Origin of the sequence: Sphingomonas kyeonggiensis, assembly GCF_030812785.1 — a bacterium.
Lineage (GTDB): Bacteria > Pseudomonadota > Alphaproteobacteria > Sphingomonadales > Sphingomonadaceae > Sphingomonas > Sphingomonas kyeonggiensis_B.
The window spans coordinates 1166115-1180265 of sequence record NZ_JAUSTJ010000001.1 but is presented as its reverse complement, the minus strand read 5'-3'; the positions used below and the strand labels follow the sequence as shown (position 1 = coordinate 1180265).

At 66.9% G+C, this 14151-nt stretch carries 17 protein-coding genes; 10 read left to right on the top strand and 7 right to left on the bottom strand.

Translation table 11 applies throughout. From position 1 onward, the window contains the following. Window positions 1-95: 95 nt before the first annotated feature. From J2W22_RS05855 to J2W22_RS05835, 5 genes are all read right to left on the bottom strand, one after another. On the bottom strand, window positions 96-1070 hold the full coding sequence (locus J2W22_RS05855; protein ID WP_307117309.1) for a 50S ribosomal protein L11 methyltransferase: 975 nt from the start codon (window positions 1068-1070) through the stop codon (window positions 96-98). Beyond that, window positions 1070-1774: a hypothetical protein gene (locus J2W22_RS05850; RefSeq protein WP_307117308.1), complete on the bottom strand. Its 705-nt coding sequence runs from the start codon at window positions 1772-1774 to the stop codon at window positions 1070-1072. The genes J2W22_RS05855 and J2W22_RS05850 overlap by 1 nt, the downstream gene beginning before the upstream one ends. Further along, complete coding sequence (locus J2W22_RS05845) at window positions 1764-2465, bottom strand: SDR family NAD(P)-dependent oxidoreductase (RefSeq protein ID WP_307117307.1); 702 nt, start codon at window positions 2463-2465, stop codon at window positions 1764-1766. Before J2W22_RS05845 ends, J2W22_RS05850 begins: the two co-directional genes overlap by 11 nt. Window positions 2466-2657: 192 nt before the next feature. Next, on the bottom strand, window positions 2658-4025 hold the full coding sequence (locus tag J2W22_RS05840; RefSeq protein ID WP_307117306.1) for a methyl-accepting chemotaxis protein: 1368 nt from the start codon (window positions 4023-4025) through the stop codon (window positions 2658-2660). 14 nt (window positions 4026-4039) lie between these two features. After that, window positions 4040-5383, bottom strand: coding sequence for a methyl-accepting chemotaxis protein (locus J2W22_RS05835; RefSeq protein WP_307118001.1), 1344 nt, complete (start codon window positions 5381-5383; stop codon window positions 4040-4042). A 202-nt stretch (window positions 5384-5585) separates the two neighbouring features. Here J2W22_RS05835 and sdhC point away from each other — a divergent pair, with 202 nt between their 5' ends. From sdhC to J2W22_RS05815, 4 genes are read left to right on the top strand one after another with little or no spacing between them, the layout of a single operon-like run. Continuing rightward, the gene (gene sdhC / locus J2W22_RS05830) at window positions 5586-6011 is read left to right on the top strand and encodes a succinate dehydrogenase, cytochrome b556 subunit (RefSeq protein WP_307117305.1); all 426 of its coding nucleotides are present in this window, start codon (window positions 5586-5588) and stop codon (window positions 6009-6011) included. Beyond that, complete coding sequence (gene sdhD / locus J2W22_RS05825) at window positions 6004-6393, top strand: succinate dehydrogenase, hydrophobic membrane anchor protein (RefSeq protein WP_307117304.1); 390 nt, start codon at window positions 6004-6006, stop codon at window positions 6391-6393. The genes sdhC and sdhD overlap by 8 nt, the downstream gene beginning before the upstream one ends. After that, complete coding sequence (gene sdhA / locus J2W22_RS05820; RefSeq protein WP_307118000.1) at window positions 6390-8192, top strand: succinate dehydrogenase flavoprotein subunit; 1803 nt, start codon at window positions 6390-6392, stop codon at window positions 8190-8192. Before sdhD ends, sdhA begins: the two co-directional genes overlap by 4 nt. 15 nt (window positions 8193-8207) lie before the next feature. Further along, window positions 8208-8465, top strand: coding sequence for a hypothetical protein (locus J2W22_RS05815; protein WP_307117303.1), 258 nt, complete (start codon window positions 8208-8210; stop codon window positions 8463-8465). On the opposite strand, the gene J2W22_RS05810 is transcribed toward J2W22_RS05815, so the two are convergent. Further along, the gene (locus J2W22_RS05810) at window positions 8462-8764 is read right to left on the bottom strand and encodes a HigA family addiction module antitoxin (RefSeq protein WP_307117302.1); all 303 of its coding nucleotides are present in this window, start codon (window positions 8762-8764) and stop codon (window positions 8462-8464) included. The genes J2W22_RS05815 and J2W22_RS05810 overlap by 4 nt on opposite strands. Next, on the bottom strand, window positions 8764-9051 hold the full coding sequence (locus tag J2W22_RS05805) for a type II toxin-antitoxin system RelE/ParE family toxin (protein WP_307117301.1): 288 nt from the start codon (window positions 9049-9051) through the stop codon (window positions 8764-8766). The genes J2W22_RS05810 and J2W22_RS05805 overlap by 1 nt, the downstream gene beginning before the upstream one ends. 108 nt (window positions 9052-9159) lie before the next feature. On the opposite strand from J2W22_RS05805, the gene J2W22_RS05800 reads away from it, so the two are divergent. The 6 genes from J2W22_RS05800 (at window position 9160) to zapE (ending at window position 14069) form a co-directional block, all read left to right on the top strand. Further along, window positions 9160-9711: a hypothetical protein gene (locus J2W22_RS05800; protein ID WP_307117300.1), complete on the top strand. Its 552-nt coding sequence runs from the start codon at window positions 9160-9162 to the stop codon at window positions 9709-9711. An 85-nt stretch (window positions 9712-9796) separates the two neighbouring features. Further along, window positions 9797-10771 carry a C13 family peptidase gene (locus J2W22_RS05795; RefSeq protein WP_307117299.1) on the top strand — a complete coding sequence of 325 codons (975 nt, stop codon included), beginning with the start codon at window positions 9797-9799 and terminating at the stop codon, window positions 10769-10771. 300 nt (window positions 10772-11071) lie between these two features. Beyond that, the gene (locus J2W22_RS05790) at window positions 11072-11647 is read left to right on the top strand and encodes an ATP-dependent Clp protease proteolytic subunit (protein WP_307117999.1); all 576 of its coding nucleotides are present in this window, start codon (window positions 11072-11074) and stop codon (window positions 11645-11647) included. Between the two features lie 58 nt (window positions 11648-11705). Further along, window positions 11706-12491, top strand: coding sequence for a succinate dehydrogenase iron-sulfur subunit (locus tag J2W22_RS05785; protein WP_307117298.1), 786 nt, complete (start codon window positions 11706-11708; stop codon window positions 12489-12491). A gap of 4 nt (window positions 12492-12495) precedes the next feature. Continuing rightward, the gene (locus J2W22_RS05780; protein WP_307117297.1) at window positions 12496-12960 is read left to right on the top strand and encodes a PaaI family thioesterase; all 465 of its coding nucleotides are present in this window, start codon (window positions 12496-12498) and stop codon (window positions 12958-12960) included. Further along, window positions 12957-14069, top strand: coding sequence for a cell division protein ZapE (gene zapE / locus J2W22_RS05775; RefSeq protein ID WP_307117296.1), 1113 nt, complete (start codon window positions 12957-12959; stop codon window positions 14067-14069). Before J2W22_RS05780 ends, zapE begins: the two co-directional genes overlap by 4 nt. Window positions 14070-14151 lie beyond the last annotated feature (82 nt).

The following is a 14151-nucleotide window of genomic DNA, read 5'->3' as shown; positions in this document are numbered from 1 at the left end:
TGCACGCGATACGGTGCAGACAGACTGCACCCATCAATATCGCCCAGACGCCACCCACCCCTCGATCCCCTCCCTTCCAGGGAGGGGAAGAAGGATTACCAGCTGCCGAACCCGGGCGCCTCGCCCTTGCCGCGGCTGAGGCGGGTCACTCGCTCGGTGCCGTAGCGCACGCGCTTCGTCAGCGTCAGCGTCGGCCAGTCCCCACGATCGGCGCGGTGGATGAGGCGGAGGCCCTGGCGGCGATAGGCCTGGGCGACCGTGCCTACCTGGCCCTTGAGCAGCCCGGCGAGGATCAGCGTGCCGCCCTCGGCCAGCACCGCGCCGAGGCTCGGGGCCAGCTCGACCAGCGGGCCGGCAAGGATGTTGGCGATCACCAGGTCATAGGGCGCGCGGCCGATCAGCAGCGGATGCTCGACGCCCGCCGCCGCGGCCAACGCCAGCTCGCCCTGCCCGCCGCCCAGCCGGATGCCGTTGATCTCGGCATTGTCGCCGGTCACATCGACCGCGCGCGCATCGATGTCCGACGCGGTGGCATAGGCGCGCGGCCAGAGATGGAGCGCGGCGAAGGCGAGCAGCCCGGTGCCGGTGCCGATATCGACGACATTCTCGAAGCGCTTGCCCTCGGCCTTCAGCCGGTCGAGCGCGAGCAGGCAGCCCGCGGTCGTCTCGTGCGTGCCGGTGCCGAAGGCGAGGCCGGCGTCGATACGGAACGCCTTGGTGCCCGCCGGCACCCTGCCCTTGTTGGTGTCGGTATGGACATAGAAGCGCCCGGCATGGACCGGCTCGATCCCCGCCTGGCTGAGCGTCACCCAATCAGCATCGCGGATCTTCTCGGCGACGGCCTTCACGCCCTTCGAGCTCGGCACCAGCGCCTGCACCGCGGAGAGTGCGGCGCTGTTTGGCTTGCTCTCGAAATAGGCTTCGAGCTGCCAGGCGAGCGGATCGTCGGCGATCACTTCGCTGGTGAGCAGCACCGGCGAGGGCTCGATCTCGAACACCGCTTCGTCATTGGCGTCGATCGCCTCGGCTTCGGCGCGGGTACAGGGCAGGATGAGCTTCCAGCTCGACATCAATCGATCTCCACGGGATGCGCGACCACGACCTTGAGCGTGGGAATGTCGATCGCGCGATAGACCAGCTTGCGGTTCTGGCGCAGCAACAGCGCCACTCGCGTCGGGCTCTGCATCCAGACCTTGTCGACGCCGTCGATACCGGTGAGGACAAAGGCCTGACGCCCGCTGGCGAGGTCGCCGACCAGCACGTCCTCCGCATTGCCGCCGGCGCCGACGCGCAGCAGATAATAAGCGAGCGGCGGATCGACCTTGTTGCCCGCGGCATCCACCAGCTGGACATTCTCGTCCGAACTCGCGCCCGCCGCCGCGGGCAGGTAGATGCGCTCGACGATCTGGCGCGCGTTGTCGGGCAGCAGCTTGCGATTGGCGCCGCTCGCCTTGTCGAGCAGGATCACGTTGCGCTCGTCGGCGCTGGCGCGGCTGTAGGACCCGTCGCCTCGCGTGATCGAGCCGTCGGTGGCGATCAGTATCTCGGTGAGATTCGTGCCGTGGAGCGGATTGACCGCGGCGACGGCGAAGACCTGCTTGGCACCCTTCGCCTCCACCTTCGCCGGCGCGCGGCGCTCGCCTGTCGTCAGCGCGAGCAGATAGGCTCCAAAGCCGAGCACTGCGACCAGGCCGATCGCCGCCAGCACGCGCAGGATCATCTCCGACAACCGACCGCGGAGCGGCGGCTGATAGGGCGGCGGACTATCGGACATAGCTGGCTCCGTTGATGTCGAGCACCGCCCCGGTCATCGAGGGCGGCGCGGACAGCGCGCAGAAGCGGGCGAGGACCGCCACTTCATCGGTATCGGCCACCCGGCCGAGGGGGATGTCGGCGAGCAGCTTCTCGCCGCCGCGGCTGGCGAGATAATCGTCGGCCATGCCGGTCATGGTGAAGCCTGGGCAGATCGCGAAGGCTAGGATGCCCTGGCGGGCATAGCCGCGCGCGATGCTCTTGGTCATGCCGACCATGCCGGCCTTGGACGCGGCATAATGCCAGTGCGCCGGACTGTCGCCGCGATAGGCGGCGCGGCTCGCCATGTTGACGATGCGGCCCGGACGCCCCTCGGCCTGCCAGTGGCAGATGGCGAGGCGGCAGAGCTCTGCGGAAGCGGTGAGGTTCACCCGCATCGTCCGCTCCCAGTTCGCCACCCAGTCTTCATGATCGATGTCGAGCGGGTTGGTCTCGAACACGCCCGCATTGTTGATCAGCACGTCGATCCGGCCGTCGAGCGCATCGAGCGCCTTGTTCCACAGGGCGACGGGCGCCTTGGGATCGGCGAAGTCGGTGGGAATGCCGCTGCGGGTGCCCTGGCCGATCAGGCGGACCTTGTCGTGCTTGAAGCTCTCGGCAATCGCCGCGCCGATGCCGCGGCTCGCGCCGGTGAGGAGGATATGGGTGGCCATGCGCCTGCGTAGCGCGTCGCCTCTTCCCCGTCATCCCCGCGAGAGTAGGAACACATTACCAGTCCGTCACCCCGGCCTTGTGCCGGGGTCCACGGTGCCTCGGGCCCTGCGGAAAGAGCATCTTATCTTGTATTCGCCTCCCGGTGGACCCCGGCACAAGGCCGGGGTGACGAGGGAGGCGGCATTTGCGCCTCAGGCCGCCACGCTGCTCGAGAAGCTGTCCGCTGCGGTGCGCAGCTTGTGGAGGCGGTCGTCGACTTCGGCCACGTCCTTCTGGAGCGTGTCGATCTCGTGCGTCACCGACTTAGTGTCCTCGCGGATCGCGCCGATCGTGGCGGACATCGAATCGGCGGCAAGCGCTGTCTCGTCCACCGCCGCGGTGATCGCGGTGACGGTCTGCGCCTGGACTTCCATCGCGACACGGATGCGGTTGGCGCTTTCCTGCACCTCGGTCACCGTCGAGCGGATCGAGGCGTTGGTCTCCACCGTGCTCTTCGTCGCCGACTGGATCGCGGCGATCTTGGCGGCGATGTCGTCGGTGGCGCGGGCGGTCTGGTTGGCCAGGCTCTTCACTTCCTGCGCGACCACCGCGAAGCCGCGGCCGGCATCACCGGCACGGGCTGCCTCGATCGTTGCGTTGAGCGCAAGCAGGTTGGTCTGGCCGGCAATGTCGCGGATCAGGCCGAGGATCGATTCGATCGACTTGGCGTGATCGCTGAGTGCTTCGCTCATGCCGACGGCATCGGTGGCCTGCGACGAAGCGCGGGTGGCGATGCCCGCCGCCGCTTCCACTTCCATGCGAGCGTCCTCGATCGCGCGGATCAGGCCGGCCGCGGTCTGCGCCGCCTCGCGCATCGCGACCGCCGACTGCTCGGCCGCCGCAGCGACTTCCGACGCCTTGCCCAGCATGCCCCGCGCCGAGCCCGAGGCGCCCTGCGCCTGCACCCGGATGCGGTTGGCGAGGCCGGTGGCCCCTTCGATCGATTCGGCGATGCTCGCCTTGAACTGGAGCGACCGGTCGCGGCGCGCCTGGTCGGCATAGGCCGCGTCGCGCGCGCCGAGATGACCGGCCATCAGATCGGCCTCGGCCATCGCCATGCGCTGGACGACGTCGCAAAGCCGGCCGAGCGTCTCGGCGTCGCCCGGCAGCGCCTCGCGCAGCGCGCGCATCGTCTCGCTATGCGCGAAGGAGAAGGCGGCGATCACCGCCGGCAGCGGAATGCCCGCGGCATAGGTCTGGGCGGCATAGCTGCACACCATCTCGACCCATTCCTCGCTGAACGGCTTCTCGAACTTGACCGTGCCATAGCGCGCGCCGTGCGCGACCTGCGCTTCGTAGAGGGCAGGATCGTCGAAGGTCTTGCGCATCGCCTGGCTGGCCGGCATCGCCTTGAAGTGGTTCCAGAAGCCCTCGGCGATCGCGCGCTGGCGGTGGCCGATCAGCGCGACGATCTCGCGGCAGGCGGGCTCCACCGCACCATCCCAGTCATATTCGCGGCGGTGATCCTCCACCGTCCGCGTGCCGCCGCTCCAGCGGCCGGGTTCGCGCGTTGCAACCATCCTGCCTCTCCCCCTCAGGCCGCGACCTTGGCGATGAAATCGCTGGCGCTTCCCTTCAGGCTTCCCAGCTGCCCCTCGAGCGCGGCGAAGCCCTGGCCGACCCGGTCGATCTCGCTCGCCACCGCCTCGGTATCCTCGCGGATCGCGCCGATCGTGGCGGACATCGAGTCGGCGGCGAGCGCCGTCTCATCGACTGCCGCGGTGATCGCGGTCACCGTCTGCGCCTGGACTTCCATCGCGACGCGGATGCGGTTGGCGCTTTCCTGCACCTCGGTCACCGTCGAGCGGATCGAGGCATTGGTCTCGACCGTGCTCTTCGTCGCCGACTGGATCGCGGCGATCTTGGCGGCGATGTCGTCGGTGGCGCGGGCGGTCTGGTTGGCCAGGCTCTTCACTTCCTGCGCGACCACCGCGAAGCCGCGGCCGGCATCGCCGGCACGGGCCGCCTCGATCGTCGCGTTCAATGCGAGCAGGTTGGTCTGGCCGGCAATGTCGCGGATCAGGCCGAGGATCGATTCGATCGACTTGGCGTGATCGGAAAGGGCTTCGCTCATGCCGACGGCATCGGTGGCCTGGCTGGAGGCGCGGGTGGCGATGCCGGCTGCGGCTTCGACTTCCATGCGGGCGTCCTCGATCGCGCGGATCAGGCCCGCCGCGGTCTGTGCCGCCTCGCGCATCGCGACTGCCGACTGCTCGGCCGCCGCAGCGACTTCCGACGCCTTGCCCAGCATGCCGCGCGCCGAGGCGGAGGTGTGGCTGGCCTGGACGCGGAGCTGCTCGCCTTCGCGCGAGGCGCGCTGGACGGTGCCGCCGATCGAGTCGCGGAAATCCTCGGCGAGCCGGTCGCGCGCCGCCTGGGCGCTGTGCTCGCGGTACATGTTGTAGATCTCGACGGTGATGTCGCCCTCGAGCGCCGACAGGCGCATCAGCGTGTCGATCAGCCCGGCGAGTCGCGCATCTTCGGTGCCCATGCGGCGGATCAGGATCTCGAGCGCCGCCCGGTCACTCGCACTGATCATCGACAGCAGCGCCATCGGCGGCACGCCCGAGGCATAGGCCGCGGCGACCGAGCGCTCGATCGATTCGATCCAGGCCCGGCCCTCGGTCTCGAGGAAGCGATTCTTGAGGAAGACCACGCCGACATCAATCATCTTCTGCGTGTCGTCGGGCGCCCAGTTGCGCTCGTCGGCGAAGCAGCGCAGCCATTGCTGCCAGTAAGCCTCGGAGACCGCACGGATCTCCGGCTCGAGCGCTTCCCAGGCGGCGCGGCCCGAGGCGACCAGCGAGCCTTCGAAGTCGAAGATGCGCAGGCGCGCACGCACATCGATGCGGGCGGCCACGGTGCCGGGCTCCGGCAGATCCTGAGGCGAAACGGCGTTGGTCACGACAAAGTCCCCTGTGCGGCCATGGGACGAATGGCCACTTGCCCTGCCTATGCGGGCGAACTGGTTAAGGCCGGGTTAGTCAACGGCGCCCGACATGCACTGGTTGCGCGTGCCAGCTTGCATCCCGCCACGCTCGGACTAAGGAGACGGGCACCGACCGAGGAAGGACATCATCTTGGCCAATGTGCGCAACACGGCGCGACCCACGTCGCCGCATCTATCGATCTGGAAGTGGGGCCCGTCCATGGCGGTCTCGATCACGCACCGCGTCACCGGCAGCGGCATGGCGACCGTGGGCGCGCTCCTGTTCGTCTGGTGGCTGGTCGCGCTGGCATCCGGCCCGGCGGCGTATGGCCAGTTCCTCGACATATTCACGGTGCAGTCCGGCGCGCTGAACCTGGTCGGCTATATCTTCGGCATCGGCCTGACCCTGTCCTTCTTCCAGCACATGAGCTCGGGCATCCGTCACCTGTTCCTCGACCAGGGCGCCAATTTCGAGCTCAAGGCCAACAAGACCACGGCGACGCTGACCTATGTCGCCGCCGTGATCCTCACCGCGGCCTTCTGGGCCTTCATCATCTGGGGGAAGACCAATGGGTAACGGCACCAGCATCGGCCGCGTCCGCGGCCTCGGCCCCGCCAAGGAAGGCACGCACCACTGGTGGCACCAGCGCCTCACCGCCGGCTCCAACCTGATCCTGATGGTCTGGTTCGTGGTCAGCCTCGCGCTGCTGCCGGCCTATGACTTCGAGACCGTCCGCCACTGGATCGGCCAGACCCAGGTCGCGGTGCCGCTGATCCTGCTCGTCCTCAGCACCTTCTATCACTTCCGCCTGGGCCTGCAGGTGGTGATCGAGGATTATCAGCATGACGAGACGCACATCGTCCTGATGATCCTGCTCAACTTCTTCACGCTGGCGGCCGGCACGACCGCCATCTTCTCGATCCTCAAGATCGCCTTCACGGCGGGAGCCGCGCTCTGATGTCCGCCTACAAGATCATCGACCACACCTATGACGCCGTCGTCGTCGGTGCCGGCGGCTCGGGCCTGCGCGCCACCATGGGCTGCGCCGAGGCCGGGCTGAAGACCGCCTGCATCACCAAGGTGTTCCCCACCCGCTCGCACACCGTCGCCGCCCAGGGCGGCATCGCGGCGAGCCTCGGCAACAACACGCCCGACCACTGGTCGTGGCACATGTTCGACACCGTCAAGGGCTCCGACTGGCTCGGCGACCAGGACGCGATCGAGTATATGGTCCGCGAGGCCCCGGCCGCGGTCTACGAGCTCGAGCATGCCGGCGTGCCGTTCAGCCGAAACGACAACGGCACGATCTACCAGCGTCCGTTCGGCGGCCACATGCAGAACATGGGCGAAGGCCCGCCCGTGCAGCGCACCTGCGCCGCGGCGGACCGCACCGGCCATGCCATGCTCCACGCGCTCTACCAGCAGAGCCTGAAGTATGACGCCGACTTCTACGTCGAATATTTCGCGCTCGACCTGATCATGGAAGACGGCGCCTGCCGCGGTGTGATCGCGCTGTGCATGGAAGACGGCTCGATCCACCGCTTTCGCAGCCACGCCGTCGTCCTCGCGACGGGCGGCGGCGGCCGCGTCTACCAGTCGGCGACCTCGGCGCACACCTGCACCGGCGACGGCAACGGCATGGCGCTGCGCGCGGGCATCGCGCTGCAGGACATGGAGTTCGTCCAGTTCCACCCGACCGGCATCTACGGCGCCGGCGTCCTCATCACCGAGGGCGCGCGCGGTGAAGGCGGCTATCTCACCAACTCCGAGGGCGAGCGCTTCATGGAGCGCTATGCTCCGTCGGCGAAGGATCTCGCCAGCCGCGACGTCGTCGCGCGCTCGATGGCGATGGAAATCCGCGAGGGCCGCGGCGTCGGCAAGGAGAAGGATCACATCTTCCTTCACCTCAACCATATCGACCCGAAGATCCTGCACGAGCGCCTGCCGGGCATCACCGAGACCGGCAAGATCTTCGCCGGCGTCGACCTGACCCGCCAGCCGCTGCCGGTGGTGCCGACCGTCCACTACAATATGGGTGGCATCCCGACCAATTATCACGGCGAAGTCGTCCGCAATAAGGACGGCGATCCGGACTCGGTCGTCCCCGGCCTGTTCGCGGTCGGCGAAGCGGCCTGCGTGTCGGTCCACGGCGCCAACCGCCTCGGCTCCAACTCGCTGATCGACCTCGTGGTGTTCGGCCGCGCTACCGGCCTGCGCCTCAAGGAGATCGTCAAGCCGGGCACCAAGCACAACGAGCTGCCCAAGGGCTCGGAAGAGTTCGCGCTGAGCCGCCTCGACCATTTCCGCAACGCCAAGGGCGAGAAGCCGACCGCGCAGATCCGCGCCGACATGCAGAAGACGATGCAGCGCCACTGCGCCGTGTTCCGCGACAGCGCGCTGCTGGCGGAAGGCGTCGAGCACATGAAGGAAGTCTATAAGGGCTTCCAGGACGTGGGCATCCAGGACCGCTCGCTGATCTGGAACACCGACCTGGTCGAGACGCTCGAGCTCGACAATCTGATCGGCCAGGCCGTCGTCACCATCGAGTGCGCCGCCAACCGCAAGGAAAGCCGCGGCGCGCACATGCACGAGGACTTCCCCGAGCGCGACGACAAGAACTGGATGAAGCACACCGTAGCCACCTTCGAAGGCTGGGGCGGCAAGGGCGGCGCCACGAGCATCGATTACCGCCCGGTCCACGACTACACGCTCACCGACGAGATCGAGTACATCAAGCCGAAGAAGCGGGTGTACTAAAGAGGCTCTTGGATCATGACACTGAAGATTGCGGAGGTCGATGCCAGCTATCGCTCGGTTAAAATCGAGCTCCGCACATCTTCGGGAGAGCGCTTCTTCGCGATCCTCTCCGAGGAAGGCATCGCATTCATGAGCGATGAGTCGTCTTCGGGTGCCCTATCGGGCACTCCGTTACTAAAAAGCGCCGACGATCTACTAAACTGGATCGGATTGGAAGGCACCCGAAAGCCGTTCCGTGAGCGAGCGCAGGTTCGTGCAAAAGCCAAACGCTAAGCCGCCTTCCCAAACCGCTCGACCTTGATCGCATCCGCCTGCGCGCGCGCATTCGCCAGCTCGTGTGCGCCCTGCATGCGGAGCAGCGTATCGGCCTTCACCCCGAAGGCCTTCTCGAAACGGATCGCCATTTCGGCGGATAGGCCGGCCCGGCCGTTGAGCAGCGCGCTCATCGCCTGGCGGGTGACGCCGAGATGCGCAGCCACCTCGGTCACGCCCAGTCCATGCGGTTCGACGATCTCATGGCGCAGCCATTCGCCGGGATGGACCGCGAAGGCGGAAGCGACGGTGATGGCCATCAGTGATAATCCTCCAGATCCATATCGACGATCATGCCCTCTTCCGTGATCCGGAAGGTCATCCGCCAGTTCTTCGTCACGGTCAGCGACCAGGTGCCTGCGCGGTCGCCGGTGAGCAGATGCGCACCCCAGTTCGGTGGGATATAGAGTTCCTCGGCACTCTCGATCGCGGCAAGATAGGCGATCATCCGTAAAAGCCGCTCGGCGACATTCGCGTTCAGCCCCTTCGGCTTGCCGGTCTCGACGAAGCTTCGGAGTGCCTTGTGCCGAATGGACTCGATCTGCACGCACCGAAGATATGGGTAGCAACGTAAAGCGTCAAGCGTCACTTGACAAACAGGTGCGCTTGACACCCTCGCCCTAACCACGCGAGTGCTTGGGCCAGGGGGCACTGCATGAGCGCGTTCGAATTCATCTTCAGCTTCTTCGGCCTGCTGCTCGGCCTGGCGCTCGCCGACGGGCTTGGCGGGCTCAGCCGTGCGCTCAAGGCCAGCCACAAGGTGCGGATCGGCTGGGCAACGATCCTGCTCGCGGTCTTCGTCTCCTGCGATGTCGTCTCCTTCTGGATGTATGGCTGGGGCTTGCGCGACGCATTGCAGCTCAACTGGCCGGTGCTGTTCTGCGGTTTCCTCGTCACCGCCACCTATTATGTCGCCGCCTCGCTGATCTTCCCCGACGATCCCGAGGAGTGGGGCGATCTCGATCGCTATTTCGACAAATATCATTGCAAGGTTCTGGGCGGCATCATGCTCTGCAATGTCGCGCTGATGGCGACGATCATCGGGCTAGCCGGCACCAAGGGCATGTTCACCTTCCGGTTCTTCGTCCTCAGTTGGTCCTTCTTCCCCGTCTCGCTGATCGCGATCATCGTGAAGGACCGGCGCATCGTGATCGGCTGCCTGATCTGGCTGATCCTGCTCTATCCGCTCACCGCCATCTGGCATTGAGGCCCGGCACTCCCCAGATGGCTTGACACCGCTCCCGCGCCCGCGAGAGTGAGATGTTAACTATTCCGGGGGTTCTGGCCTGCCCATGCGTATCGCGTTCGCCATGCTTGCGGCGGTTGCCGCGCTCGCCACCACGCCGGCCGCCGCCCAGTATAGGGCGCCGGAACACAAGGCGGGCTGGCCGGGGATGGTCTCCGGAACCGATGGCATCGAGGGGCTCGATCCCGGCCCCGAGTTGCAGCGCGGGCGCTCGGCCAGGGCGATGCTCGCCGACAGCCGCAAGCTCAACGTCGCACTCAACGCGCTCCAGCCGCAGCGCAAGACGCTGGTCGACGCCTATGTGATCTCGGTCGCGCTGGACAGCGATCCGGTGTTCGGGCGCGAGGCGCGCGAGGCCGGCAAGGTACTGTCACGGCGCTTCGATGCCGCCGGTCGCACCGTCGTCCTTGCCGGCAGCGCCGGCAACCTGCCGAGCGAGCTGCCGAATGGATCGCTGACCAGCCTCACCCTCGCCCTTGCCCGCATCGCCGAGGTGATGGACAAGGAGCAGGACGTCCTCGTCCTCTACACCACCAGCCATGGCGCCCAGGTGGGCATCGCCTATCATGACGGCGACGAGGGTTTCGGCATATTGAGTCCGAAGCGGCTCGAGACGCTACTCGACGAACTGGGCATAAAGAACCGCGTGCTGATCCTGTCGGCCTGCTATTCGGGCATCTTCGTCGGCCCGCTCTCCAGCCCCGACACCGCGCTGTTCACCGCTGCCTCCTCCGACCGCACTTCGTTCGGATGCCAGGCGGACAATGACTGGACCTTCTTCGGCGACGCGATGATCAACCATGCGCTGCGCAAGAGCCAGCCGCTGGAGAAGGCGTCGGACGAGGCGCGGATGATGATCGGCGACTGGGAAAGCGCCGCACGCGTGCCGCCGTCCAACCCGCAAGTGAGCATCGGCGACCATGTCGCGACCTGGCTGACCCAGCTCGAGGCGCGCATCCCGAAGACCGATACGCCACCGGTCGGCCGCCCGGCGACCGATGCGCTGAAGCGCGGGGGATAGATGGCCGAGCAGGAAACCCTGCTGGAGCGGCTGGTCCCCGGCGATCTGGAGCACCAGATCCCCGCGGCGATCCAGAGGGCGCTTCCCGGCGGCTTCCGCAACCGGCTGCTCCAGGTCGGGCTCGGCCTGCTCATCACCCTTGGTTTCGCGTTCCTGGTCCGCCGCTGGATCGAGCAGCGCGAGGCACAGCGCCGGGCGCTGGCGCCCCGGCCCGCCGCCCCCGCCCTTCCCGCGGCGCCGGAACCCGACGCGCCCGTGGCGGTTACCGCGCCTGTGACCAACGCTCCCCCTCCCGAGCCGCTGCCGGACGACGGCAGCCAGGCGACCCGTTATCCGCTGCTCGCCCGGCCGCATGTCGCACTTTCCGGGCCGGTCGATCAGGCGATGTACGCCAGCTTCCGCGAGCAGCTCGGTGCCGCGCCCAGGGACGGCACGCTGGTCGTCTCGCTGTCGACGCTCGGCGGCGACCCCGAGGTTGCGCGGCTGATGGGCGACGAGATCCGGCTGCTGCGCGACTATTCGGGGCGCGAGATCCTGTTCCTCGGCAAGGTCGCGGTCTATTCGGCCGGCGCTACCTTCATGGCCGCCTTCCCCGCCGACAAGCGCTTCCTGACCCGCGGCACGCGGCTGATGATCCATGAGCGCCAGATCCAGTCGACGCTCGCGCTGTCCGGCCCGCTTCGCACGCAGGTCGCCAGCCTGAAGGCCAAGCTGCACGAAATCGAGGAATCGGTGCGGATCGAGGAAGAGGGCTTCCGCGACATCATCGCGGGTTCGACCGTAAGCTTCGAGCAGGTCAGCGAGCGCGCGCCGGCCAACTGGTATATCGAGGCGGAAGAGGCGCGTTCGCTGGGGCTGGTGCTCGACATCATCTGAGAGGTTGAGCCACGCGGCGCGATTGGCTATCGCGCGGCCAAGCATAAGGAACCCCTCGATGGCCGAATTCCGCCTTCCCAAGAACAGCCGCATCTCCACCAAGGGCAAGGAGCACAAGGCGGCCCCGGGCGCGAAGAACGTCAAGAAGTTCAAGATCTATCGCTACGATCCGGATTCGGGCGAGAATCCGCGCTACGACACTTTCGAGATCGACCTCGACGAATGCGGCCCGATGGTCCTCGACGCGCTGATCAAGATCAAGTCGGAGCAGGACAGCTCGCTGACCTTCCGCCGCTCGTGCCGCGAAGGCATTTGCGGCTCGTGCTCGATGAACATGGACGGGCGCAACGGCCTCGCCTGCACCACCGCGATCGAGGACATCAAGGGCGACATCCGCATTACGCCGCTGCCGCACATGGACGTGATCAAGGACCTGGTTCCCGACTTCACGCACTTCTATGCGCAGTACGCCTCGATCAAGCCGTGGCTGCAGACCGTGTCGACCACGCCTTCGGGCAAGGAGCGGCTCCAGTCGCCCGAACAGCGCGAGAAGCTCGACGGCCTGTACGAGTGCATCCTGTGCGCCTGCTGCTCGACCTCGTGCCCGAGCTACTGGTGGAACAGCGACAAGTTCCTCGGCCCCGCGATCCTGCTCCAGGCCTATCGCTGGCTGGCCGACTCGCGCGACGAGATGACCGGCGAGCGCCTCGACAATCTCGAGGATCCGTTCCGCCTCTATCGCTGCCACACGATCATGAACTGCTCGAACGTCTGTCCGAAGGGCCTGAACCCCGGCAAGGCGATCGCCGAGATCAAGAAGATGGAAGCCGAGCGCACGATCTGATCCTGTGAACCAACCCGGCCCAGAGCATTTCTTCTACGAAGATGATCCGGACCTGCCAGGCTGGAAGCGCTGGCAGATCCTGGACCAGGGGCGGTTCAACAGCTTCATCGGCGCGCTCTCGGTAAAGGCGGTGGACGCGCGGACCGCGCTGGTCCGCCACCGCTTCGAGCGCCAGCATTCCAATTTGCGCGACCATATCCATGGCGGCGCGCTGGCCGGGTTCATCGACATGGCCTTGTTCGCCGGCGCACGCGGCCTCGGCGTGCTTGCCGGCCCAGCCTCGACCGTCGACATGTCGATCCAGTTCATCGCCGGCGGCGCGATCGGCACCGATACCGAAGCCGAAGTCGAGCTGCTCCGCGAGACCGGCCGCATGCTGTTCCTGCGCGGCGTCGTCCGCCAGGGTGACATGACCGTTGCGAGCTTCCTCGGCACCATCCGCAAGAGTTCTCCCCCGCCCAAGTCATGACCAGCGTCCTCGAAAAATACCGCGCCCTCGTCTCCGCCGGCGAGCTGCGCCCCGATCCGGAGCAGGCCGCCGCCGCCGAGCGGCTGAACAGCCTTGCCGGTGAGCTGGAGGCGGTGCCGAAAAAGGGCAGCATCCTGTGGCGCGCGCTCGGCCGGCTGCCGGAGCCGCCGCGCGGGCTTTACATCTGGGGCAGCGTCGGCCGCGGCAAGTCGATGCTGATGGACCTGTTCTACGAGACGGTGAACATCCGGCGGAAGCGCCGCGTCCATTTCCACGAATTCATGCTCGAGGTGCATGAGCGCCTGAACGAGGAGCGCAAGAAGGACACGCGCGATCCCGTCGTCGCAGTCGCCGATGCGATGGCCGAGGATGTCCGCCTGCTCGCCTTCGACGAGATGGTGGTCAACAATCCCGCCGACGCGATGATCCTCTCGCGCCTGTTCACCGAGATGATGGGCCACGGCCTCACCATGGTCGCCACCTCGAACCGGCCCCCGCGCGACCTCTATAAGGACGGGCTCAACCGCGAGCTGTTCATCCCCTTCATCGAGCTGATCGAGGCGAAGATGGACGTGCTGACGCTGAACGGGCCGACCGACTATCGGCTCGATCGCCTGGGCCGGATGGACACCTGGCTGGTGCCCAATGGCCCCGAGGCGACGAGGCAGCTCTCCGCCGCCTTCTTCCGCCTGACCGACTATCCGGTGGAAGACGCCGCGCACGTGCCGACCTGCGAGCTGCCGGTGCAGGGCGGGCGCGAGCTGCACGTGCCGAAATGCCTGAAGGGCGTCGCGGTCTTCTCGTTCAAGCGGCTGTGCGGCGAGGCGCGCGGCGCCGCCGACTATCTCGCCATCGCCCGGCGCTTCCACACCGTGATCCTAGTCGGCATCCCCAAGCTGGGGCCGGAGAACCGCAACGAGGCGGCGCGCTTCGTCACGCTGATCGACGCGCTGTACGAGCATAAGGTCAAGCTGCTCGCCGCCGCCGATGCCGAGCCGCAGGACCTGTACGAGAAGGGCGATGGCCGCTTCGAGTTCGACCGCACCGTCAGCCGGCTGATGGAGATGCGCTCGGACAGCTACCTCGCCGAGGGGCATGGCGAGCAATAAGCAACCGATCCCGATTTACCGCATTTAGTGGTCTGGCCGAATGGCCTGACAATCGATAGGCTCCCCGCAAAAGCAAAGTACG

Bases quoted from the DNA above. Each gene is read 5' to 3' on its own strand.
- J2W22_RS05845 (WP_307117307.1), bottom strand. From the start codon at position 2,465: ATGGCCACCCATATCCTCCTCACCGGCGCGAGCCGCGGCATCGGCGCG.
- sdhD (WP_307117304.1), top strand. From the start codon at position 6,004: ATGGGTAACGGCACCAGCATCGGCCGCGTCCGCGGCCTCGGCCCCGCC.
- J2W22_RS05850 (WP_307117308.1), bottom strand. From the start codon at position 1,774: ATGTCCGATAGTCCGCCGCCCTATCAGCCGCCGCTCCGCGGTCGGTTG.
- J2W22_RS05840 (WP_307117306.1), bottom strand. From the start codon at position 4,025: ATGGTTGCAACGCGCGAACCCGGCCGCTGGAGCGGCGGCACGCGGACG.
- J2W22_RS05810 (WP_307117302.1), bottom strand. From the start codon at position 8,764: ATGGCCATCACCGTCGCTTCCGCCTTCGCGGTCCATCCCGGCGAATGG.
- J2W22_RS05800 (WP_307117300.1), top strand. From the start codon at position 9,160: ATGAGCGCGTTCGAATTCATCTTCAGCTTCTTCGGCCTGCTGCTCGGC.
- J2W22_RS05785 (WP_307117298.1), top strand. From the start codon at position 11,706: ATGGCCGAATTCCGCCTTCCCAAGAACAGCCGCATCTCCACCAAGGGC.
- zapE (WP_307117296.1), top strand. From the start codon at position 12,957: ATGACCAGCGTCCTCGAAAAATACCGCGCCCTCGTCTCCGCCGGCGAG.
- J2W22_RS05855 (WP_307117309.1), bottom strand. From the start codon at position 1,070: ATGTCGAGCTGGAAGCTCATCCTGCCCTGTACCCGCGCCGAAGCCGAG.
- J2W22_RS05795 (WP_307117299.1), top strand. From the start codon at position 9,797: ATGCGTATCGCGTTCGCCATGCTTGCGGCGGTTGCCGCGCTCGCCACC.
- J2W22_RS05815 (WP_307117303.1), top strand. From the start codon at position 8,208: ATGACACTGAAGATTGCGGAGGTCGATGCCAGCTATCGCTCGGTTAAA.